This window comes from Rhodococcus sp. SJ-2 (genome assembly GCF_053750035.1).
The window spans coordinates 197,054-218,585 of sequence record NZ_CM132340.1 but is presented as its reverse complement, the minus strand read 5'-3'; the positions used below and the strand labels follow the sequence as shown (position 1 = coordinate 218,585).

The 21,532-nt window shown below is 65.8% G+C and carries 19 protein-coding genes and 1 riboswitch; of the genes, 11 read left to right on the top strand and 8 right to left on the bottom strand.

The features are described from left to right. Positions 1–10: 10 nt before the first annotated feature. Together ACSYG9_RS01070 and ACSYG9_RS01065 are read right to left on the bottom strand one after the other, a co-directional pair. Positions 11–2,134, bottom strand: coding sequence for an MMPL family transporter (locus ACSYG9_RS01070; RefSeq protein ID WP_440125460.1), 2,124 nt, complete (start codon positions 2,132–2,134; stop codon positions 11–13). A gap of 269 nt (positions 2,135–2,403) precedes the next feature. After that, positions 2,404–3,981 (bottom strand): multicopper oxidase family protein, encoded by a 1,578-nt coding sequence (locus ACSYG9_RS01065; protein WP_454840784.1) that lies wholly within the window; start codon positions 3,979–3,981, stop codon positions 2,404–2,406. A gap of 286 nt (positions 3,982–4,267) precedes the next feature. On the opposite strand from ACSYG9_RS01065, the gene ACSYG9_RS01060 reads away from it, so the two are divergent. The 3 genes from ACSYG9_RS01060 (at position 4,268) to ACSYG9_RS01050 (ending at position 6,549) form a co-directional block, all read left to right on the top strand. Beyond that, complete coding sequence (locus tag ACSYG9_RS01060; RefSeq protein ID WP_440125458.1) at positions 4,268–4,771, top strand: nuclear transport factor 2 family protein; 504 nt, start codon at positions 4,268–4,270, stop codon at positions 4,769–4,771. Positions 4,772–4,774: 3 nt separating this feature from the next. Then, positions 4,775–5,572 carry an SDR family NAD(P)-dependent oxidoreductase gene (locus tag ACSYG9_RS01055; protein WP_440125457.1) on the top strand — a complete coding sequence of 266 codons (798 nt, stop codon included), beginning with the start codon at positions 4,775–4,777 and terminating at the stop codon, positions 5,570–5,572. 68 nt (positions 5,573–5,640) lie between these two features. Beyond that, the gene (locus tag ACSYG9_RS01050; protein ID WP_440125456.1) at positions 5,641–6,549 is read left to right on the top strand and encodes a D-isomer specific 2-hydroxyacid dehydrogenase family protein; all 909 of its coding nucleotides are present in this window, start codon (positions 5,641–5,643) and stop codon (positions 6,547–6,549) included. A gap of 96 nt (positions 6,550–6,645) precedes the next feature. On the opposite strand, the gene ACSYG9_RS01045 is transcribed toward ACSYG9_RS01050, so the two are convergent. The 4 genes from ACSYG9_RS01045 to ACSYG9_RS01030 form a co-directional block, all read right to left on the bottom strand. After that, positions 6,646–7,470 carry an ABC transporter permease gene (locus tag ACSYG9_RS01045; protein WP_454840780.1) on the bottom strand — a complete coding sequence of 275 codons (825 nt, stop codon included), beginning with the start codon at positions 7,468–7,470 and terminating at the stop codon, positions 6,646–6,648. Beyond that, a complete protein-coding gene (locus ACSYG9_RS01040; RefSeq protein ID WP_440125454.1) occupies positions 7,470–8,441 on the bottom strand; it encodes an ATP-binding cassette domain-containing protein in 972 nt (323 codons plus the stop codon). The genes ACSYG9_RS01045 and ACSYG9_RS01040 overlap by 1 nt, the downstream gene beginning before the upstream one ends. A 27-nt stretch (positions 8,442–8,468) precedes the next feature. After that, positions 8,469–9,314, bottom strand: coding sequence for a DUF4097 family beta strand repeat-containing protein (locus tag ACSYG9_RS01035; RefSeq protein ID WP_454840778.1), 846 nt, complete (start codon positions 9,312–9,314; stop codon positions 8,469–8,471). Between the two features lie 72 nt (positions 9,315–9,386). Next, the gene (locus tag ACSYG9_RS01030; RefSeq protein WP_454840777.1) at positions 9,387–9,896 is read right to left on the bottom strand and encodes a YlcI/YnfO family protein; all 510 of its coding nucleotides are present in this window, start codon (positions 9,894–9,896) and stop codon (positions 9,387–9,389) included. A 126-nt stretch (positions 9,897–10,022) separates the two neighbouring features. Between ACSYG9_RS01030 and ACSYG9_RS01025 the strand changes: the two genes are divergently transcribed. From ACSYG9_RS01025 to ACSYG9_RS01010, 4 genes are read left to right on the top strand one after another with little or no spacing between them, the layout of a single operon-like run. Further along, a complete protein-coding gene (locus ACSYG9_RS01025; protein ID WP_454842829.1) occupies positions 10,023–13,274 on the top strand; it encodes an error-prone DNA polymerase in 3,252 nt (1,083 codons plus the stop codon). 11 nt (positions 13,275–13,285) lie between these two features. Beyond that, positions 13,286–14,182 carry a DUF4349 domain-containing protein gene (locus ACSYG9_RS01020; protein WP_454840775.1) on the top strand — a complete coding sequence of 299 codons (897 nt, stop codon included), beginning with the start codon at positions 13,286–13,288 and terminating at the stop codon, positions 14,180–14,182. Next, the gene (locus tag ACSYG9_RS01015; protein ID WP_169685656.1) at positions 14,175–14,483 is read left to right on the top strand and encodes a rhodanese-like domain-containing protein; all 309 of its coding nucleotides are present in this window, start codon (positions 14,175–14,177) and stop codon (positions 14,481–14,483) included. The genes ACSYG9_RS01020 and ACSYG9_RS01015 overlap by 8 nt, the downstream gene beginning before the upstream one ends. Positions 14,484–14,502: 19 nt before the next feature. After that, the gene (locus ACSYG9_RS01010) at positions 14,503–15,309 is read left to right on the top strand and encodes an RsiV family protein (protein ID WP_454840773.1); all 807 of its coding nucleotides are present in this window, start codon (positions 14,503–14,505) and stop codon (positions 15,307–15,309) included. A gap of 10 nt (positions 15,310–15,319) precedes the next feature. On the opposite strand, the gene ACSYG9_RS01005 is transcribed toward ACSYG9_RS01010, so the two are convergent. Further along, the gene (locus ACSYG9_RS01005; protein ID WP_440125449.1) at positions 15,320–15,784 is read right to left on the bottom strand and encodes a TrmH family RNA methyltransferase; all 465 of its coding nucleotides are present in this window, start codon (positions 15,782–15,784) and stop codon (positions 15,320–15,322) included. Between the two features lie 120 nt (positions 15,785–15,904). Here ACSYG9_RS01005 and ACSYG9_RS01000 point away from each other — a divergent pair, with 120 nt between their 5' ends. The 3 genes from ACSYG9_RS01000 to ACSYG9_RS00990 are packed head-to-tail and all read left to right on the top strand — an operon-like array spanning position 15,905 to position 18,575. Next, positions 15,905–17,419, top strand: a complete 1,515-nt coding sequence (locus tag ACSYG9_RS01000) for a wax ester/triacylglycerol synthase domain-containing protein (RefSeq protein WP_454840770.1) — start codon at positions 15,905–15,907, stop codon at positions 17,417–17,419. Between the two features lie 5 nt (positions 17,420–17,424). Then, positions 17,425–18,279 carry a bifunctional methylenetetrahydrofolate dehydrogenase/methenyltetrahydrofolate cyclohydrolase gene (locus tag ACSYG9_RS00995; protein WP_454840769.1) on the top strand — a complete coding sequence of 285 codons (855 nt, stop codon included), beginning with the start codon at positions 17,425–17,427 and terminating at the stop codon, positions 18,277–18,279. Positions 18,280–18,290: 11 nt separating this feature from the next. Continuing rightward, complete coding sequence (locus ACSYG9_RS00990; RefSeq protein ID WP_454840767.1) at positions 18,291–18,575, top strand: DUF3017 domain-containing protein; 285 nt, start codon at positions 18,291–18,293, stop codon at positions 18,573–18,575. A 23-nt stretch (positions 18,576–18,598) separates the two neighbouring features. Here the strand turns inward: ACSYG9_RS00990 and metX are convergent, their stop codons facing one another. Continuing rightward, positions 18,599–19,726: a homoserine O-acetyltransferase MetX gene (metX, locus tag ACSYG9_RS00985; RefSeq protein WP_454840765.1), complete on the bottom strand. Its 1,128-nt coding sequence runs from the start codon at positions 19,724–19,726 to the stop codon at positions 18,599–18,601. Between the two features lie 110 nt (positions 19,727–19,836). Next, positions 19,837–19,951, bottom strand: a riboswitch (SAM riboswitch). A 277-nt stretch (positions 19,952–20,228) separates the two neighbouring features. Between metX and ACSYG9_RS00980 the strand changes: the two genes are divergently transcribed. Next, a complete protein-coding gene (locus tag ACSYG9_RS00980) occupies positions 20,229–21,452 on the top strand; it encodes an NADP-dependent isocitrate dehydrogenase (protein ID WP_440125444.1) in 1,224 nt (407 codons plus the stop codon). Positions 21,453–21,532 lie beyond the last annotated feature (80 nt).

Genomic DNA, 21,532 nt, shown 5'->3' with positions numbered 1-21,532 from the left:
GACGAACCTTTCAGTGCCCGAGCCCGAATTTCTCGTGGACCTTCTTCATCCACTGCGGAGCCCACCAGTTCGTCTCGCCCATCAGTTTGATCAGCGACGGCACCAGCAGCATGCGCACGACGGTCGCATCGATGATCAGGGCAATGATCATGCCGACACCGAGGAATCGCATGATCGACAATCCCGAGATGGTGAATGCTCCGGTCACCACGATCAGCAGCAGGGCCGCGGACGTGACCACACGTCCGGTGCGTGAGATGCCGTACTCGACGGCCTCGACAGTCGTTGCCCCTGCTGCACGCGCTTCGACCATGCGCGACATCAGGAAGACCTCGTAGTCGGTGGACAGCCCGAACACCACAGCAAGGATCAGCACGACGAATGTCGGCTCCAACTCGTTGGGCACCACATTGATCAGCGATGCGCCGTGCCCGAGCTGGAACACCCACGTGAGCACGCCGAAGGTCGCGGCGAGACTCAGACCTGCCATCAGCACGGCCTTGATCGGCAGTACCACCGATCCGAACGCGAGGAACAGCAGGATCAGGGTCGAGACCACCATGATCAGGACCATCCACGGCAGTGCGTCGGAGACCGCGGTATTGGCGTCGTCGACCAACGCCCGGCTGCCGCCGACGAGCAGTTCCGAGCCGTCCGGGACGGGGATCGACCGCAACTCGTCGGTGATCTCACTGGCCCTGTCGGTACCGTCCACGCCCTGTGCGTAGATGGCCTGCACCACGGCGACGTCGTCCTGCTGCCCGACGGTGACGACCTGCGAAATCCCCTCGATGCCTGCGACCTCACGCGACACGGTGCGGAGGGCATCGGCGTCGACGGCCTGTCCGCCGTCGTCGCGCAGGACGAGTGTCGGGCCGTTGCCCGTGCTCGGGAACTCGTCGAGAAGCGTCTGGGTCGCCGCGCGTGCGGCGCTGTCCTCGGGCAACGCGGTGTACTCGACCTCGCCGAACTGAGCTTTCAGGACCGGGGTGGCGAGGAACAGCAGGCCCGCGGTGATGGCGATTGCGATGAGGGCGGGTCGCTTCATCACCTTGTGTACGACGCTGCCCCAGAACTTGCGTGCACGGGCCTCGCTGCGTGTCGACGCCTCGCGATCCCAGGTCCACGCGTTGATGCGGTGCCCGAGGAGCGCCAACACGGCAGGCACCGCCGTCAGCGACAGGACGGCGGCACTGAACACCGAGGCCATCGCTCCGAGACCGAGCGATCGGAGGACAGCCTGTGGGAAGACGAGCATGCCCGCGAATGCGCAGATGAGCAGGGCCGCCGAGAACATCACGGTGCGGCCCGCCGTCAGCATCGTTCGTTTCGTCGCGGCAGCAGGATCGGATCCGGAGGCGAGTTCCTCGCGGTATCGGCTGACGATGAACAATCCGTAGTCGATCGCCAGCCCCAGGCCGATCAGTGAGGTGATATTGAGGGCGTACGACGACACTTCGGTGACCGTCGAGAGCAGCCGTAGCGTCGCGAGGGAGGAGAAGATGGCCAGCACCCCGACGAAGACGGGGACAGCCGCGGCTACGACACCGCCGAAGATGAGGACGAGCAGGATGAGCGTGATCGGAATCGCGATGGCCTCGGCCTTGACGAGATCGCGCTCGAGCGTGTGAGTGAACTCGATGGAGACGACGGTGTTGCCCGCGAACTGGGACTCGACGCCGGGCACCTCGAGTTTGTCGAGGGCCGATTGGAAGTCGGCCGACGTCACACCCGAGCTCGTGCCGAGCGTGATGGTGGCCGCCACGCTCTGCTGGTCTGTCGAGAGCAACAGCTGATTCGTCGGTGGCGGTGCCGTCCAGTAGGTCGTGATGGCCTCGGACGGATACTGCTCGTCGAACGCGGCGAGCGTCTGCTCGATGTCGGGCCGGATGTCGTCGACGGTCCTGCCCTCGGGGGCGGTGTACATCGCGATGATGTCGGCAGTCTGCGACCCGAACGTGTCGTAGATGATCTGCTGCGCCTGCATGGCTTCGCTGTCGGCGACGTAGTAGCCGGCGCTGGAGAGCTTGCCGAAGACACCGATGCCCCATGCACCTGCAACGAGAACGACGAGTAGGACGAGGGCGAGGACCCACCGGCTTCTTGTCACGACGATCTCGGCCCAGCGATTCATACGTTCTCCCGGTCTGCTCGGTGTTGCCGAACGGCAACTGTAATCGCGAGCAGGACGCAGGTGATCGTCGGTGGGGCGGAGAAGAGAGGCGGACCGGCGCGTCGGGTGCCTCACGGCACGGGGCGCAACGTGGTTCCAGCCGGACGGTATTCCACGAAGGCAATTCACATTGGCTCCGGGGCGTACCGGCGCGCCGATCCGAATGGGTCAACGCGGTCGCGCGAGGATCTATTCCGGAGCCTCCACTGTGCGACGAGGCCCACACGCGATCACCCGCTGTGGTCCTCTGCGCTGTGCCTCGCGCTGCCGTGGGCCGAGCCGAGAGGAAGGACGCCCACCTGATCGACTTCCTCGGCGCCGACGACCACGAACTGGCCCATCATGCCGTCGTCCTCGTGCCGGAGCAGATGGCAGTGGTACATGTACGGAACGTCGGGGTCGGCGTGGTCGCCGAACCGCATGAGCAGTCGCACAGTGGCGCCGGGCGGGACGTAGACGGTGTCCTTCCTGCCGGTCAGCGTCGGATGGTCGGCAGGCATCCCGGTCGCCTCGACGACCTGGAACTGCACGTCGTGGATGTGGAAGTTGTGGACCATCCCGCTGATGTTGGTCACCTCCCACAATTCGGTGGTGCCGGCAACGACGACCTCGTCGATGCGGTTCATGTCCATCGGGAGGTCGTTGATCTCGGTTGCGCTGGTGAGGTCGAAGGTGCGCGTGACGGTCGGTTCGCCGAGATCGTCCAGCGTCGCCAGTCGTGCCGGGACCAGTTCGTTCGGTTCGAGAGTGTCGGCGGCGCGCAGTTCGAGAACGTCGACGCTGTCGTCTCCGCCCGAGAATCGGGTCTGCCAGAGATCGGCGCGTAGATCGGGTGGGGTACTGCGGAGCACGTTCCGGGTTCCGGCGGGCGCCTCGACGACGATCTCGGCTCGTTCGCCGGGGGAGAGTTGAAGACTGCGGAGTGTCACCGGTGCCTCCAATAGTCCGCCATCGGTGCCGATCAGACGGAACGGCAGACCGGTGTCGAACGAGAAGTTGTAGATCCGCGCGTTCGATGCGTTGAGCAGCCGCAGCCGGATGCGTTCGGTCGTCACGTCCAGGAAAGCGCCGGGCGTGCCATTGACGAGGATTTCGTCGCCCAGGGTTCCGACGTTGGCGAACATCGTGTTGTCCTCGTCGAGCCGGGTGCCGTCGAACTTCTTGTCCTGCACGATGACCGGAAGGTCATCGACCCCGTACTCGTCCGGGAGTGCGGGGCCGCCCTGCTCGTCGACGAGGAACATGCCTGCCAGACCGCGGTACACGTGCGCTGCCGTGGAGCCGTGCAGGTGCGGGTGGTACCAGAGCGTCGCAGCAGGTTGGTCGATCGCCCAGTGCGGCGACCACGTGGCACCGGGTTCGATTCTCTGGTGAGGACCTCCGTCCATTGCGGCGGGAAGGTGCATTCCGTGCCAGTGCAGGGTGCTCGTCTCGCCGATCTCGTTCGTCACGTTCACGCGGATGTTCTCACCGCGCGTGGCGCGCAGTGTCGGGCCGAGGTAGTTGCCGTTCACACCCCAGGTCTCCGTGTCGGGGCCGTGCCCGAGGTCGCTGGTACCGCGCTGCAGGGTCAGGTCGAACACGCGGGTGCCGTCATCGGCCACCGTGCTGTCGGCGAGTGGAGGAACATGCAGCGGCCGGTCGAATGCCACCTGTCCTGTCGTGTCGATCGAGGCTGTGTTCCAGAAGAAGAGCCCGGCACCCGCCGCGCCGAGAATCAGCGCCACGCCGAGGGCGAACAGGGCCGACACGATCCGCACCAGTAGTTTCACGTGCTCGATCGTGGTCGTCCGAGAGCGGGAGCACATCAGGTCCGGAGCCTGATCTTCGACTGGGGGAGAACCCTCGGTCCTCGTCCGACTCCGCCTCAATTACAGGAGAAGCTCTTCTGTAATTGAGGCGGAGTCGCTACCGTGCATGGCAGGACCGAATCCTTCGGAGGGAGAAGATGATGCGTGCTGCTGGGTTGCGAGATGGAAGGGCCGAAACCCGGGTCGTCGACGATTCAGTATCCGGATCGGGCGAACTCCTCGTCCGATCTCTGGCGTGTCGCATCTGCGCATCGGGCCTACATTTCGACGCAAAGGACTGTCGATGAGCGATGTCGAGGAACTGCGCGAGATGGTCGCCGCGCTGGCCGCCGAGGTTCGCGCGCTCAGTGACCAGGTCGAGATCATGCAGCTGGTCGCCCAGTACGGACCCGCGGTCGACAGCGGGTCAGGGGAGGCGGCGGCTGCACTCTGGACCGACGACGGTATCTTCGACGCCGTTCCGCAGCGGCGGATGCGCGGGCACGAGGAGATCGTCGGCATGGTTCACGGCGACGGCCACCAGAGCCTGCTCCGAGACGGATGCGGTCATGTCCTGACCGTGCCGCACATCGTGGTCGACGGTGACCACGCCACCGGCCGTAGCTACGCGCTCAACATCCGCTGGGATGCCGACGCCGACCGATTCTGGGTGGCGCGAGTCTCTGCGAACAGTTGGCGTTGGGTGCGTACGCCGAAAGGTTGGCGGATCGAGGAACGGATCAACGCCAATCTCGACGGCACCGCCGAACACCGGGAGATGCTCACCCCGTCCACCGAAAGCGACTGAACGATGACGACAGACTTGGCAGGCAAGTACGGGCACTGGGGCATCGTCGTCGGCGGTTCCGACGGGATCGGTGCCGCGTTCGCTCACGGCATGGCAGGCCGGGGCATGAACGTTGTGCTGGTGGCACGACGAACAACCGTGTTGGAGGAGTGTGCCACCGAAATCCGAGCGCGGCACGGTGTCGAGGTGCGCACGGTCGCGCTCGACATGAGCACTTCCGACGCTCCGGCACGGCTCGAAACCGCGACAGCCGATCTCGGAATCGGGCTGTTCGTCTACAACGCAGGAAGTGACGATCGCAGTAGCGCGTTCCTCGACAAGGATCTCGATACCCACCTGTCGCTGGTCCATCGCAATTGCACGAGTGTGCTCGAAACGACCTACAGGTTCGGCGGCCCGATGGTGGCGCGGGGTCGGGGGGCCGTCGTCCTCGTGACCTCAGGTGCCGCATGGGTCGGGGGCCCCACCCTCGCGACCTACGGTGCAACGAAGGCGTTCGATCTCATCCTTGCGGAAAGTCTGTGGGCCGAGTGGCGCGGTAGCGGGGTCGATGTTCTGGGACTCGTACTCGGCGCGACCGACACCCCGTCGATGCATCGAGCGCTCGGCGCTGCGGGTGAAGCGCGCCGCGATCTGGCAGACCCCCACGACGTCGCGGAGGAAGCGCTCGAGCACCTGTCCGATGGACCCACGTGGATCTGCGGTGCCGACAACCCGACCGGCGGCTCACCGTTCGGCGCCTTGGGCCGCCGCGACGCAGTGCTCGCACTGAGCCGGAGTCTGGGTGTGAGCGACAAATAGGACGTCCGGAACACCTCCGGTGCGTCCTTGTCTCGATGACGGCGCCGCGCGGGGATAGGGTTCTATCCATGCGCATTCACCTGGGACCCGGTCACGATGATCACCTTGCGACCGCGATCGTCGACGGCGGTGCCGCGCTCGCCGAGTTCGACGACGCCGACGCACTGGTGTGGGACGGTGGTCCCGACGATTTCCCGAAGAATTTGCCCGATCACATCCGTTGGGTGCAGCTCACCTACGCAGGCATCGAGCCGTTCTTCCGGGCCGGGCTGATCGACGACCGGCGCATCTGGGCGAATGCCTCGGGCGTGTACGCCGACAACGTCGCCGAATACGCCGTCGGGGGGCTGCTCGTAGGGTTGCGCCAGTTCCACACGTCACTCGGAGCGACGAGCTGGCGGAAAGACGAGATCGATCCGCGGGTCCGGACGCTCCACGGGTCGACCGTGGCAATCGTGGGAGCCGGTGGGATCGGCCGCGCCATGATCCCGCGGTTGCACGCTCTCGGTGTGGAAGTGGTGGCGGTCAACCGTTCGGGTCGGCCGGTCGACGGAGCGAAGGTGACACTGCCGTCGAGTCGCACCGCGGAAGTGTGGTCCATGGCCGATCACTTCGTGATTGCGGCTCCGGCAACCGAGGACACCGATCGGCTCGTCGACGCCGCTGTGCTCGAGGCGATGCCTGACACTGCATGGCTCGTCAACGTTGCGCGCGGCAACCTGGTCGACACGGATGCACTCGTCGACGCGATGCGCGCGGAGAAGATCGCAGGGGCGGTCCTCGACGTGACCGAACCCGAGCCCCTGCCCGATGGACACCCGCTGTGGGATCTCGACAACGTCGTGATCACCCCGCACATTGCGAACACTCGAAGCGGTCTGACCGCGGCGTTCGCGCCGACGCTGCGTGAGAACGTGCGCAGGTTCATTGCGGGGGAGGAGCTGCTCGCTCGGGTCGAGCCGAGCGCCGGGTACTGAGAGTCAACTGAACCTTCCTCCTGCCCCACGGGTTTCCGTTGGTCGTGAACGTGCAGAAACCCTTGGAACTGGAGGAAAGACCAGAGCGCGATTCGATCAGCGTGTGTATTCACGGTTGAACAACTTCTTCGACCACAAGTACCCGCCGAGGGCGATCAGCGCGCACCAGCCGAGCGCGATCCACCCGTGGTTTCCGATCGGGGTGCCCATCAGCAGACCGCGCAAGGTTTCGATGATCGAGGTGAACGGCTGGTACTCGGCGAACCACCGCAGCCCCGCGGGCATGGAGTCGGTGGGGACGAACCCGCTGCCGAGGAAGGGCAGTAGGATCAGCGGCATCCCGACATTGCTCGAGGCCTCGACGCTCTTGCTCGCCAGCCCGAGCGCGACCGAGAGCCAGATGAGCGCGAACGCCACCACGATCAGGAAGCCGGCCGTGGTGAGCCATTCGCCCGGTCCGGCCGTGGGCCGGAAGCCGATGAGCAGCGCGACACCGAGGACGGCCGCGATACTGAGCATGGTCTGGACGAGGCTGCCGAGCACATGTCCGGTCAGCACCGAGACGCGGGCGATGTGCATGGTGCGGAACCGGGCGATGATGCCTTCGGTCATGTCCATCGCGACAGAAATTGCGGTTCCTTGGACCGCGGCGGCGATGGTCATCAGGATGATTGCGGGCGTGACATAGTTGACGTATTCGGCTCGGCCACTGGATGTTCCGTCTATCCCAGCACCGAGTGTGCCGCCGAACACGTAGACGAACAGCAGCAGGAACACGATCGGCATCCCGATGAGCGTTACGGTCATCGAAGGATATCGTTGCATGTGCCTGAGGTTGCGACGCAGCATCGTTGCCGAGTCACGCAAGGGATGGAACGAGAGATCGGCGGGGGTCTTCCCGGTAAGTGTTGGAGTACTCATCAGTGGGTCACCTTGTCGTTGAGGGCACTGTCGTCGAGGGTGCCGCCGGTGAATGCGAGGAAGACGTCGTCGAGATCGGGTGTGTGTACGGACAGTTCCTCGACGTCGATGGATTCGTCGTCGAGACGGTCGATCAGGGTTTTGAGGGAGCGCATGCTGCCGTCCCCGGGCACCCGCAGGGCGAGCGCGTCCTGCTCATGGGAGGCCTGGTCGAGGATGCGTTCGGCCTTGTCGAGGTTGCTCGGGTCGGCGAATCGCAGGCGGACGTGGCTACCGGGAATGCGGCGTTTGAGCTCGTCGGGGGTGCCTTCTGCGACCAGCCTGCCGTTGTCGAGGACCGCGATCCGATCGGACAGTTCGTCCGCTTCTTCGAGATACTGAGTGGTCAGGAAGACGGTGACCCCGGTGGACACGAGGTTGCGGACGATCTTCCACATGCTCCGGCGACTGCGCGGGTCCAGGCCGGTGGTCGGTTCGTCGAGGAAGATCACTTGCGGACTGCCGACCAGGGTCATCGCGAGGTCGAGTCGCCTCCGCATCCCGCCCGAATAGGTCGATGCCGGCTTGCCGGCCGCGTCGATCAGGTCGAACTGTTCGAGCAGCTGGGCCACGACTTGTCGCCCGGTGCTGCGAGAGAGGTGCTGCAGGTTTGCCATCAACTGCAGGTTCTCCCGTCCGGTCATCAGGTTGTCGACCGCTGAGAATTGACCGGTGACGCCGATCGCGGCTCGGACCGCGTCGGGTTCGTGGGCGACGTCGTGGCCCGTGATGCTGACGTACCCGGCGTCGGCGTTGATCAGGGTGGACAGGATCTGGACCGTGGTGGTTTTGCCTGCACCGTTGGCGCCGAGCAGGGAGAACACTGTTCCCTGCGGCACGGTGAGGTCGATGCCGTCCAGTACGACGTGGTCTCCGAACGACTTGCGTAGCCCGGTCACCTCGATTGCGGGTACGGAATGTGTGGTGGTCATGGGTACTCCCTCGATGTGTGAGCTGGATCAGGAACGGCGGGCCGTGATGCTTCCGAACGAGGTGTGAGCGTGAACCTCGACGGTCGCGTCGGAGGGTTCGGGTGCGGTGGCGTCGTCGAGCAGGTTGTGTACCTGCCCGAATCCGGTGTTCACGTCCAGCCATGCAGCGGTGCCCTCGGCAATACCGATCTCCAGGTCACCCATTGCGGTGCCGAGTTCGACCGAGCCGTGGACGATCTCGCCGAGGCGGATGCTGCCGTTGGACGTCTTCGCCTCGACATGTGCGGTGGCCCGGTCGATCGAAATGTCTCCGTTCGCCGAGCGCACCCGGACGTCGCCGGTGACCTCGCCGATCACGGTGTCTCCGTTGTTGTTCTTCACGATTGCGGAGCCGTCGATCTCACCGACGCGGATTTCTCCTGTGCCGGTACGGATCTCGGCGTTCCCCGCGACACGGTCGGCGGTGATGTGACCGGCCGAGGTGTCGGCGCGCAGCGGGCCGGTCTGCTCGAGCCGGGCATTCCCTGCGGAGGTCGTGAATCGGCACTCCCCGAGCCGACCTGTGCCACTGAGGTTTCCCACTTGCACCTCACCGGACAGCCGTGAATCGCTGGGTAGGTCGATGGAGATCTCGACTGATCGGGTCTTGTTGGAGAAGTCGAAGAGGCGCGCCTTCGGCCCCGTGATCCGGAGCGCGCCGTGCTCGAGGTCGATGCGGATTCGTTGCGCGGCCTGCACGTCCGACTCATCTGATTCGTTGCTCGGGCGGACATCGACGACGGTGTCGGTGCGGTCGCTCGCAGTGATCCGTACGTTGCCGACGCTGAGTTCGACCGTGACGGAGATCGGTTCCGGTGTCTCGAAAATGGGCATAGTTGTCCCCTGGTCATAGGTGGGTGAAGCATCTCCGCAGGCCGGAGATGCGGTGTGGTGGTAGTGGTGCGGTCAGCGAACCCAACCGGTGAATCGTTGCTTGGTCGGTCTGCTCCGGATGTCGTTGTGCTGGTCGCGGGTCGGTTGCTGTAGTGCGGACGATGCAGCGCGGACCAGCCAGGCGTTGACCGAGCGGCCTTCCTCGGCCGCGGCCTCTTCGACTGCGGTCTTGAGTTGCTCGGGGAGACGTACATTGATCCGCGCGGTCGGCCCGTCTTCGGGGATCGGCGCACTGCTCGCCGGTGCCGAGGTCTCGTCGGCCACGGTTACCTGTTCGGCGGGAGGTGCGGTGACGACGAATTGCGGATCGCGGCCGCGGAGTCGTAGTTCCACCGAGCCGGGAGCCAGGTCGAGGGTGATCTCGTCGGCGGCGGCGGACAGTGCTTCGAGGATGGTCATCCGGATTGCCGATTCGAGAGATCCTGTCAGGCGCTCGACCAGTGCCCGGGATTCGTCGCCGCCGGCTTCGGCGAGGGTGGCGAATTCGCGTCCGAGATTGTTCACGTACGAGTTCAAATCCATGATGCCAGTGTGGCACACGCTTGGCACCAGAGCAATGGTTTATGGCTCATTTTGGCATCAATTTGGCTCGCTCCCTACTATTCGAACATGTGTACGATAGGAATGTCGGTGTCGCGGGAGGTGAAGATGGGGTGGAACAACGGTCCGCCGACCTGGTCGGAGATGGAACGTGTCCTGTCCGGCCGCTCCGCTCCGATGCATCCGGGCGACGGCAACGACGCCCCTGCCTGGTCCCGTACTCGCCCCGGCTACGAGGGGAAGGTGCAGCTGCCGCGCGGCCCCGTCGTGCCGTACGCCGAGCTGCACTCGCACTCGGCGTACAGCTTCCTCGACGGCGCCTCTACGCCCGAAGAACTCGTCGAAGAGGCTGTTCGTCTCGGCCTCGATGCCCTCGCGCTCACCGACCACGACGGCCTCTACGGCGTCGTGCGGTTTGCGGAGGCCGCGCGGGAACTCGGCATGCGCACCGTGTTCGGAGCCGAACTCGGTCTCGACGACGCGCACCTGCTGGTCCTCGCGCGGGGCAGCGAAGGGTACAGGCGCCTGTCGCGACAGATCGCCGCCGCGCACCTGGCGGGCGGGGAGAAGAACAAGCCCCGCTACGACTACGACGCACTCACCGACGCTGCCTGCGGACATTGGCAGATCCTCACCGGATGCCGCAGGGGGCATGTACGGCAGGCCCTCGACGCGGACGGCCCCGATGGCGCCGACCGTGCGCTGCGCGAACTCGTCGACCGCTTCGGAACCGAGCGCGTCACCGTCGAACTCGCCTGGCATGGCCTGCCCGACGACCATGAACGCAACACCGTCCTCGCGGAACTTGCCGGACGATACGGACTTTCGTGCGTGGCGAGTACCGCTGCGCACTTCTCCGTTCCGGGCAGGCGACGGCTCGCGATGGCCATGGCGGCGATCTCCGACCGGCAGAGCCTCGACGCCGCTGCGGGCAGACTGCCCCCGGTCGGCGGCGGCCACCTGCGATCGGGCGCGGAGATGGCACGTCTGTTCGGGGCGTTTCCCGGTGTTGTGCAGGCCGCCGCTGACCTCGGCCGCGAATGCGCCTTCGACCTGAGCCTCATCGCACCGAAACTGCCGCCGTTCGATGTACCCGACGGACACACAGAGCAGTCATGGCTTCGCGAACTCACCTACGGCGGAGCCCTGCGCCGATACGGACCCCCGGAACGCTACCGGGACGCCTACCGGCAGATCGAACACGAACTCGCCATCATCGAGCAACTGGGTTTTCCGGGATACTTCCTCGTCGTCCACGACATCGTGCAGTTCTGTAAGAGCAACGACATCCTTTGTCAGGGAAGAGGTTCTGCGGCGAATTCTGCCGTGTGCTATGCGATCGGCATCACCAACGTCGATCCCGTCCGCAACGGTCTGTTGTTCGAAAGGTTCCTGTCGCCGGAACGTGACGGCCCACCGGATATCGATCTCGACATCGAATCCGACCGCCGTGAAGAGGCCATCCAGCACGTCTACGAGAAATACGGGCGCACCCATGCCGCGCAGGTGGCCAACGTCATCACCTACCGTGGCAAGTCCGCGGTGCGCGACATGGCGCGGGCGCTCGGCTATGCGCAGGGCCAGCAGGACGCGTGGAGCAAGCAGGTCAGCCGCTGGGGCGGAGTGGGCCCCGGATCCGAGACCGCGACCGCGACCGATATCCCCGATCCGGTGCTTCGGCTCGCAGCCCAGATCGAGGGTCTGCCGCGACACCTCGGGATCCACTCGGGCGGGATGGTGATCTGCGACCGTCCCGTCGCCGATGTCGTCCCCGTCGAATGGGCACGGATGGCCGGTCGCACCGTCCTGCAATGGGACAAGGACGACTGCGCCGCCGCCGGACTGGTCAAATTCGATCTGCTCGGCCTCGGCATGCTCTCTGCGCTGCACTACATGATCGACCTCGTCGCCGAACACGAAGGCATCCCCGTCGATCTCGCGCAGCTCGATCTGTCGGAGGACGCCGTCTACGAGATGCTGCGCCGCGCGGATTCCGTCGGCGTGTTCCAGGTGGAGTCGCGCGCGCAGATGGCGACACTGCCACGGCTGAAACCGCGGCACTTCTACGATCTCGTCATCGAGGTGGCGCTGATCCGCCCCGGACCCATCCAGGGCGGATCCGTGCACCCGTACATCCGGCGGCGCAACGGCCTCGAACCCGTCGTCTACGACCATCCGTGCCTCGAGAAAACGCTCGAACGCACTCTCGGGATCCCGCTGTTCCAAGAACAATTGATGCAGATGGCCGTCGATGTCGCCGGTTTCACCGCTGCGGAAGCCGACCAGCTGCGTCGCGCGATGGGGTCGAAGAGATCCCCGGAGAAGATGGAACGTCTGCGCGCGCGGTTCTATCAGGGCATGCGAGAGCTGCACGGACTGACAGGGGAGGTCGCCGATCGCATCTACGAAAAGCTGTACGCCTTCGCGAATTTCGGATTTCCCGAAAGCCATTCGCAGAGTTTCGCCTCGCTGGTGTTCTATTCGTCCTGGTTCAAACTGCATCACCCCGCGGCATTCTGTGCGGGTCTGCTCCGAGCTCAGCCGATGGGTTTCTACTCGCCGCAATCGTTGGTAGCCGACGCCCGGCGACACGGTGTCGTGGTGCACGGACCGGACGTCAACGCGAGCCTTGCCCACGCCACCGTCGAGAATCGAGGCCAGGAAGTGCGCCTCGGGCTGGGGGAGGTGCGACACATCGGCGACGATCTTGCCGCACGCATCATCGAGGAACGACAGGCACACGGCCGGTACCTCTCCCTGCTCGACCTGACCGCCCGCATCGAACTCTCCACGGCTGCGACCGAAGCCCTCGCGACGGCCGGTGCATTGTCGAGTTTCGGCGTCACCAGGCGAGAAGCGCTGTGGGCGGCCGGTCCGGCATCGACGCAACGCGCGGGCCGGCTGCCGGGCATCGGTGCGTCCGCCCCGGCCCCCACCCTGCCCGGCATGAGCGATGTCGAGCTCGCCGCCGCCGACGTGTGGGCCACCGGAGTCTCACCGGACAGCTATCCGACGCAGTTTCTGCGCGACCGGCTCGACACGCTGGGGGTGATCCCCGCGTCGCGCTTGCTGCAGATCCCGGACGGGACTCGGGTGCTCGTCGGCGGTGCTGTCACCCATCGGCAGCGTCCGGCGACCGCAGCCGGTGTCACCTTTCTCAACCTCGAGGACGAGACCGGCATGGTGAATGTGGTGTGCTCGGTGGGGTTGTGGGCGAGATACCGGACCCTCGCACACACTGCCCCCGCGCTGTTGGTGCGCGGACGAGTCCAGAACGCGGACGGTGTCGTGACGGTGCTGGCCGACCGACTGCAGCAGATGGATCTACGGACACCGGTGAAATCCCGCGACTTTCGATAGCATCGCGCCCCATGAGACGCCTGCTGATGGTTGCGCTCCTCGCGCTGGTCGCGCTCGTCGCCGCTGCGTGCGGTGAGGGAGGTGACGGTGGCTCGGGGCCGATGAGGGATTCGGGACCTGCGATGGATTCGGGGCCTGCAATGTCGGAATCTGCGCCGGCGCTCACCGACGGCGCCCGTTCCTCGTCGCCCGCAGACGAGGCAGAGCCGGACCGGAAGGAGGTCATGACCGGACGTATCATGCTCACCGCGGACGATCCCGTCGCAGCCGGTCGCGAGGTGGTCACCATCGTGGAAGACTCTGACGGCCGTATCGATTCGATCACCGAACGACCCGAGTCGAGCAGTGTGCTCACCGTCCGTGTCCCTGTGGACGGGCTCGACGCCGTGATCGACGACGTGCGGCAGCTCGGACGCGTCACGAGCCTGACCACGAGCCGCGACGACGTCACCCTGCAGTACACCGACCTCGAGGCGCGCGTCGGCGCGCTCCGCGCCTCGGTCGACCGGCTGCGTACTCTCATCGAGTCGGCCGACAACACAGCCGACATCATCGAAGCGGAGAACGCCCTTGCCGAGCGGCAGGCCGACCTCGACAGCCTCGAAGCCCAGCGTCGGCAGCTGGCCGACATGGTCGACCTGTCGACTCTCACCGTCGACATCAGCACACAGCAGCGCCCGTCGGACAGTGACAGTTTCTGGGACGGCATCGTCGAGGGGTGGAACGGCCTGTGGGCGACCCTGGGGGCCGCGGTGGTCGCAGCGGGTATCGCGCTACCGTGGTTGGCGTTCCTGATCGTGTGCGCCGGAATCATCTACCTGGTGGTCCGGTGGATCGCCCGATCGGGACGGTCTTCCGCCGGAAATCCCGGCGAGGCCCCCGACGAGAGGACCGACAACGATGCGTGAAGTCGATCTGGCTGCACTGGAAACCGCACTCGCCGAGGGTGCGCCCGTCATCGACGTGCGCGAACTCGACGAGTACATCCAGGTGCGGGTTCCTGGCGTGACGCACATACCGCTCAGCGAGTTCGTGGCACGGGTCGAGGAGATCCCCGCGGCCGAGACCGTGTACATCATCTGTGCGGTGGGAGGACGCAGCCTGCAGGCCGCCGACTATCTGTCCGGTCGCGGCATCAACGCCGTCTCCGTTGCCGGTGGCACCGACGGCTGGCAGCAGTCGGGCCGCCCCGTCGAGAGTGGTGCCTGAGCGTCAGTGCAGGTCCGGTGTGAGCAGTGCGTTCGACATGCGTGATCGCCGCCTCCCGCTCCTTGCCGGTGCCTGCGCTGTAGTCGTTCTGGTGCTGACGGCATGCACCGCCGAGAGCGGTACTGCAGTGGCGGGATCCTCGACGGCATCTCCGCAGATCACGGAGAACACCTCGACCTCGATCGGCACCACAACGGCCACCGAAGCCGATCAGCAGCCGTATCGTGCAGAGACCCTTCTCGTGTCCGGATCGACCGATCGCGTCGACTATGCCGTCGAGATCCCCCAGATCGGTGGCGGGGACCCCGCGGTCGTCGACGAGTTCAACGAGTCCATGCAGGCCGCGTTGCAGGACCTGATCGACGGCCGCGGGACCGAGCGCTACACGCTCGCCACGGGCACACAGGAGGTGACCCGGATCGGTGAGCATGTCGTCGCCGGACTGTTGATCACGTCCTACAACATGAATCCACCCGGCGCGCACCCCACAGCACTCGTGTCCACCGTTGTTGTCGACACCGACAACGCCACCCCCGTCACGCTGCAGGACCTGTTCCCGGACCTGCAGGCCGGACTCGACCGATTGTCCGAGCAGTCGGCGCTGCTCCTTCCGGAGACCGCGGCCGGTCCGGACTACGTCCGCGAGGGCATCGCACCCGAGGAGAACAACTTCGCCGACTGGCTCCCGACGCCCGAGGGTATGCAGATCCGGTTCGGCGATTATCAAGTGGGCCCGCACGCCATCGGACTCGTGGACATCACCGTTCCCTGGGACGAACTGGCCGATGTCATGGATCGGGCGATTCTGCCGGTGGTCAGCAGCTGAAACAGACCGGTCAGACTGCGCCGTCGAACCCGTGCTGGCGCCACGCCTCGTAGGCCACCACCGCGGCGGCGTTCGACAGGTTCAGCGAGCGGCGTCCGGGCAACATCGGAATGCGGACCTGTGTGGTGACATGCGGATCGGCGAGCACCTCGCCGGACAGCCCGGTCGGTTCGGGACCGAACAACAGGACGTCGCCCGAGCGGTACTCGATGTCGGCGTAGCTGGTCGTGGCGTGCGCCGTGAACGCGAAGACACGCTCCGGTTTCAGTGCTTCCCACGCCGCCTGCAGATCGGCATGCACCGTCACCGACGCCAGATCGTGGTAGTCGAGCCCGGCCCGCCGCAGCTTCGGCTCGGACAGATCGAATCCGAGGGGCTCCACGAGGTGCAGCTCGTCGCCGGTCGCGGCGACCATCCTGATCGCATTACCCGTATTCGGGGGGATACAGGGCTCATGGAACATCACTCGGAACACTCGTTCCAGCTTGCCAGCCGGTTCGAGACCGGACACACGCGGGGGGATGCGGCCTCGGCCGAGAGCTGTTTCAATCGGACGGGCAGACGCACAGCGAGACCGCGGAGGCGAACCATCGCGATGACACGCACATACGGGGTCCGTCTGGCTCCGCGCGACGCCCTCCACGTGTTCGTCGAGGAGGCGAACCCAGAAGACCCACCTGCGGTAATGCTGAGTTTCTATGTGTGCGACACGGAACAGGACGCGAATCCGATCGGCACCAACGCCGAGGCGGTGACCTGGTTCCTCGATCGGCTGGAACGGACGCCGGCGCTTCGTCGCCGCCTGCATCGAGTTCCCGCCGATCTCGACTACCCGTACTGGGTCGAGGCGGACGTCGACCCCGAGCACCACATTCGTTTCACGATGGTCGGCCACACCTCCCGCACCGAACTGCACAGGCGCCTGGCGTCGATGAAGGAGGCGCCCCTCGACCTGACAAGGCCACCCTGGGAGGTGCATGTCCTGACCGATGTCAGCGGGGTCGACGAGCTGCCTGCGGCGTCGACCATCGTCGCGTTGCGAATACACCATTCGCTCACCGACGGACTGGGAGCAGCCGAGATCGCCCGCGCGTTGTTCGACGATCCGGACGCGAAGCCGGCAGGCACCGAGGCGCTCTCCTCGGTTCCCGGTGTGGTCCGGGCGGTATCGGCACTGCCGTTCCGGTTCATGCGGATGGTACCTGCTGTGCTCGCTGCGCTCCGCGCGCGGAAGGCGCTGACCACGCTGACCGCAGCGGGAACGATCACCCCACCGGCGCCGTGCCGTCCACGAACGCGTTTCGATACCGGTGGCAGCGGGTCGCGGCAGTTCGGCCGGGTCCGCATGGATCTGCGCGACGTCCGGGCCGTCGCTCGCTCCACCGGAACATCCGTCAACGATGTGATCCTGTCCGTGGTCTCGGGCGGTCTGCACTCGTATCTCGAGCAGCACGGAGAAATCCCGCCGGCGTCGCTCGCGGCGATCGTCCCCCGGTCGACCCGGCGCAGGTCCGGCGTCGAGGGAGGGAAGACCCGTGCGGCGAACGAGGTCACGCTCATGTACGTCGACCTGCACACCGACCATGCGGACCCGCTCGAGCGACTCCGCCTCGTCCGGGAATCGTCGAACTTGGAGAAGCAGCGTGTCGCGCGTCCGGAGACGGCGGCAACCACCGCACCCGTCGATGCTTCGCCCGCAGTGGACCTGAAGGTGTCGATTCGGCGTGCCCGCAACCGGAAGATCGAGTCGAGCGGCGACGTCGTCGCTCTGGCGAACACCGCGGTGACCAATGTGCCCCGCGGCCGGGTCGGGGGCCTCCGTTTCGGCGGCAGCCCGGTGGTGGAAGCGCTGGGGACACCGATGCTCAGCCGGACCTCCGCCCTCGTCCATTCGGTGACATCGCTCGGAAATACTCTGAATCTGACGTTCCTGGTGAGTGTTTCGTCGATGCCGGACCCCGAGGACTACGAACGCCGTCTCGCGTCGGCGTTCGAAGATCTGTACCGCGCCGGAGCCCCCGACGGCAATCAGGTGGACTCTCGCGGTTGTTCCCCGTCCGGAACGATGTGGCACCGCCCGCCGCGAGCGAGTGGATACCTGGAAGAATGAGTGACGTGACTGCGACCATCCTGGACGGCAAAGCAACCCGCGACGAGATCTTCGAGGACCTGGTGGTCCGCGTCGCAGCGCTGAAGGACAAGGGCATCACGCCCGGCCTCGGCACGATCCTGGTGGGCGACGACCCCGGATCGGCGGCGTACGTGCGCGGCAAGCACAACGACTGCGCCAAGGTGGGCATCACCTCGATCCGCAAGGATCTGCCCGCCGACATCACCCAAGAACAGCTCGAAGCGGCGATCGACGAACTCAACGCCGACCCCGCATGCACGGGGTACATTGTGCAGCTTCCGCTGCCCGGGCACCTCGACGAGAACGCCGCCCTCGAGCGGATCGACCCTGCCAAGGATGCGGATGGACTGCATCCGGTCAACCTCGGACGTCTGGTGCTCGGCAAGGAGGCGGCGTTGCCGTGCACCCCGCGGGGCATCGTCCACCTGCTGCGCCGCTACGAGGTGCCGATCAACGGCGCCCATGTGGTGGTCATCGGCCGCGGCGTGACCGTGGGCCGCCCGATCGGGCTCCTGCTGACCCGTCGCAGCGAGAACGCGACAGTGACGCTGTGCCACACCGGCACCAAGGACCTCGCCGCCGAGGTGAAGCGCGCCGACATCGTCGTTGCCGCAGCGGGTGTGCCCGGTCTGATCACCGCCGACATGGTCAAGCCCGGTGCAGCAGTGCTCGACGTGGGTGTCTCGCGCACAGCCGACGGCCTGCGCGGCGACGTCGCCGCCGACGTCCGCGACGTTGCCGGGTTCCTCTCGCCCAATCCCGGTGGTGTCGGACCCCTCACCCGCGCGTTTCTGCTGACGAACGTCGTCGAACGCGCCGAGCACGACGCCGGTCTCTGAGCAACCAGCAGATGGACAGTTCGGTGCGACTCACACGACTGAACCTGCCGCTGCTGGCGGTCACCCTGGTGATCGCCGCAGCGGTGGTCCTCGTGCTGGCCGATCGCTGGCGCCGAGGCGCTTTCGTGTTCGGTGGTGCGATGATCCTCGCGGGGATTCTCCGCTGGGCTCTCGACTCCGATCAGGTGGGAGTGCTCGCGGTGCGAAGCAAACGCTTCGACGTGGCAGCGATGCTCGCCATGGGTGGGGCGATCGTCGGACTGGCTGTCTCGATCGACCCCCTGGGCACAGGGTAGGGGGAACAGGCCGGCGAGCGCTGTTACGCGCTCGCCAGCTCCATCAACTCGACGAGCAGCTTCGCGACCGCGTCGGCCTCGGTGAGGAAGCCGTCGTGTCCGTCGCGTGATTCGAGCACGCGCAGCCCGGCGCAATGAGGGAGACCGTCTGCGATCTCCTGCTGCAATCGAATCGGGTAGAGACGATCCGAATCGACGCCCGCGACGATCGTCGGTACCTGCGTGCTCGCCAATGCGGCCTCGACGCCACCGCGACCGCGGCCTACGTCGTGCCGGTTCATCGCGTCGCTCAGTACCACGTAGGTCCCGGGGTCGAACCGTTTGACGAGCTTCGCTGCCTGGTGGTCGAGGTAGCTCTGCACGGCGTAGCGTCCGTCACGCCACGGATCCTCGTCGTCTTGAGGGAGGTTGGCGAACCGCGAGTCGAGTTCTTCCTCGCTGCGATACGAGAGATGGGCCATGCGCCGCGCGATACCCAGCCCGGCCTCGGGTCGGCGGCCGGTCTCGTAGTAGTCGCCGCCCTGCCAGTCCGGATCCGCCATGATGGCAGCGATCTGGGTGCTCTGGACACCGATCTGATCGGCGGTTGCGCGGGAGCCGACCGCGAGGACCAGTGCCGCCCGCACCCGGCTCGGGTGGGAGACGACCCATTCGAGCGAACGCATGCCGCCCATCGATCCACCCGTCACCGCGGCCAATGTCTCGATGCCGAGGGCGTCGAGAAGGGCAGCTTCCGCGGTGATCTGATCGCGGATGGTGATCCGCGGGAAACGGGAGCCCCACGGTTTGCCGTCGGGCGCGGTGCTGCCCGGGCCGGTGGTGCCCTGGCATCCGCCGAGGACGTTCGTGGCCACCACGCACCACCGGTCGGTGTCGATCGGCGCGCCGGGGCCGACCATGCCGGACCACCAGCCTGGCGACGGGTGATCCGGTCCGGCCGGTCCGGTGATGTGTGAGTCCCCGGTCAGCGCGTGCTCGACGAGCACGACGTTGTCGCGGGTGGGTGACAGCGCGCCCCACCGCTGCAGAGCGACGGTGACATCGGGAAGGATGTCACCGCTTTCGAGGGTGATGCTGCCGATGTCGATGGTGTCGAGCTTTCCGTCTTCTGCGGGAAGCTCGATCCGTCGACGGTTGGTACCTGTTGTCAAGATGCGACCGCCTCGAGGCCAGTGGTGATGGTCAATGTGTCCTGCTTGCCATGTCGGGGCACTGGGACGAGAGCCGGTATCGACAGTCCATCAGCATTTCGAACCTCCCAAGAGCCGGCTTGTCGTCTGCGGTGCGCCGACGACCGTGTCCTCACCCGGAGCACCCCACCCTGGCCGGAGGGTTGCCGACCAGCAAGCCGGGGCTTCGCGCTGGCACTCATGACCTCGTCGGCAGTCTAACGGCTGGATCCTAGGGCTCGACACGCGGCTCTCGACCTTCCCTCCGCCTGCGCCCGAGCAGCAAGAAAGTTACCGGTCAGTAGCGCTTGGGGGGCCGCAGCCGGGGTTGTGCGTGCATCGAATAGCAGTACGCTTGTTCTGTTTGGCTCCGTACCCGACGCGTGCGGAGCCATGCTCAGACGCCTGAGCTGAAGGCGGTCGCATTCCGGAAGTGCGGCCGCTCGGGGACTCGACTGCCGTCCAAGGAGGACACGAACCGCGTATGTCCAAGATCAAGGTTGAGGGTAAGGTCGTCGAACTCGACGGCGACGAGATGACGCGCATCATCTGGCAGTTCATCAAAGACAAGCTCATTCATCCCTATCTGGATGTGGATCTCGAGTACTACGACCTCGGCATCGAGAACCGTGATGCGACCGACGACCAGGTCACCATCGATTCCGCGAACGCCATCAAGAAGCACGGCGTCGGTGTCAAGTGCGCGACCATCACCCCGGACGAGGCGCGGGTCGAGGAGTTCGGCCTGAAGAAGATGTGGCGGTCACCCAACGGCACTATTCGTAACATCCTCGGCGGCACCATCTTCCGTGCACCCATCATCATCTCCAACGTGCCCAGGTTGGTTCCGGGTTGGACGAAGCCGGTCATCGTCGGCCGTCACGCATTCGGCGACCAGTACCGTGCCACAGACTTCAAGGTCCCCGGCGCAGGCACCGTCACCATCACCTACACGCCGGACGACGGTTCCGAACCGATCGAGCACGAGGTGTGCAGGATCCCCGAGGACGGCGGCGTCGTCATGGGTATGTACAACTACAAGAAATCCATCCAGGACTTCGCACGCGCCTCGCTGTCCTACGGTCTGCAGCGCAACTACCCGGTATACCTGTCCACCAAGAACACGATCCTCAAGGCCTACGACGGCATGTTCAAGGACGAGTTCCAGCGGATCTACGAGGACGAGTTCAAGGCGGAATTCGACGCTGCCGGACTGACCTACGAGCACCGCCTGATCGACGACATGGTGGCGTCGTCCCTCAAGTGGGAAGGCGGCTACGTCTGGGCCTGCAAGAACTACGACGGTGACGTCCAGTCCGACACTGTTGCGCAGGGCTACGGCTCGCTCGGACTCATGACTTCCGTGTTGATGACTCCGGACGGCAGGACCGTCGAAGCGGAGGCCGCACACGGCACCGTCACCCGGCACTACCGGCAACATCAGCAGGGCAAGCCGACATCGACCAATCCCATTGCGTCGATCTTCGCGTGGACACGCGGTCTCGAGCACCGCGGCAAACTCGACAGCACATTCGAGGTGATCGAGTTCGCGCAGGCACTCGAGGACGTCGTCATCAAGACCGTCGAGGCAGGCAGCATGACCAAAGACCTTGCACTGCTCGTCGGTCCCGAACAATCGTGGCTGACCACCGAGGAGTTCCTCGGCACGCTCGACGAGAACCTGCAGAAGGCCCGCGCCTCGCAGTAGCGTTGCCGCGTCGAGAACCGACGCGTCGACGAGCAGTACGCGCGACGAGACGGGCCGCCCCATCGGGGACATCCCGTGCT

What these genes read in the sequence shown, in the direction of transcription:
- ACSYG9_RS01030 (WP_454840777.1), bottom strand. Translation starts at nt 9,896, where the DNA reads ATGGATTTGAACTCGTACGTGAACAATCTCGGACGCGAATTCGCCACC.
- ACSYG9_RS01040 (WP_440125454.1), bottom strand. Translation starts at nt 8,441, where the DNA reads ATGACCACCACACATTCCGTACCCGCAATCGAGGTGACCGGGCTACGC.
- ACSYG9_RS01020 (WP_454840775.1), top strand. Translation starts at nt 13,286, where the DNA reads ATGAGACGCCTGCTGATGGTTGCGCTCCTCGCGCTGGTCGCGCTCGTC.
- ACSYG9_RS01000 (WP_454840770.1), top strand. Translation starts at nt 15,905, where the DNA reads ATGACACGCACATACGGGGTCCGTCTGGCTCCGCGCGACGCCCTCCAC.
- ACSYG9_RS00980 (WP_440125444.1), top strand. Translation starts at nt 20,229, where the DNA reads ATGTCCAAGATCAAGGTTGAGGGTAAGGTCGTCGAACTCGACGGCGAC.
- ACSYG9_RS01035 (WP_454840778.1), bottom strand. Translation starts at nt 9,314, where the DNA reads ATGCCCATTTTCGAGACACCGGAACCGATCTCCGTCACGGTCGAACTC.
- ACSYG9_RS01025 (WP_454842829.1), top strand. Translation starts at nt 10,023, where the DNA reads ATGGGGTGGAACAACGGTCCGCCGACCTGGTCGGAGATGGAACGTGTC.
- ACSYG9_RS01015 (WP_169685656.1), top strand. Translation starts at nt 14,175, where the DNA reads ATGCGTGAAGTCGATCTGGCTGCACTGGAAACCGCACTCGCCGAGGGT.
- ACSYG9_RS01060 (WP_440125458.1), top strand. Translation starts at nt 4,268, where the DNA reads ATGAGCGATGTCGAGGAACTGCGCGAGATGGTCGCCGCGCTGGCCGCC.
- ACSYG9_RS00990 (WP_454840767.1), top strand. Translation starts at nt 18,291, where the DNA reads ATGGACAGTTCGGTGCGACTCACACGACTGAACCTGCCGCTGCTGGCG.
- ACSYG9_RS01055 (WP_440125457.1), top strand. Translation starts at nt 4,775, where the DNA reads ATGACGACAGACTTGGCAGGCAAGTACGGGCACTGGGGCATCGTCGTC.
- ACSYG9_RS01050 (WP_440125456.1), top strand. Translation starts at nt 5,641, where the DNA reads ATGCGCATTCACCTGGGACCCGGTCACGATGATCACCTTGCGACCGCG.
- ACSYG9_RS01045 (WP_454840780.1), bottom strand. Translation starts at nt 7,470, where the DNA reads ATGAGTACTCCAACACTTACCGGGAAGACCCCCGCCGATCTCTCGTTC.
- ACSYG9_RS01070 (WP_440125460.1), bottom strand. Translation starts at nt 2,134, where the DNA reads ATGAATCGCTGGGCCGAGATCGTCGTGACAAGAAGCCGGTGGGTCCTC.
- ACSYG9_RS01065 (WP_454840784.1), bottom strand. Translation starts at nt 3,981, where the DNA reads ATGTGCTCCCGCTCTCGGACGACCACGATCGAGCACGTGAAACTACTG.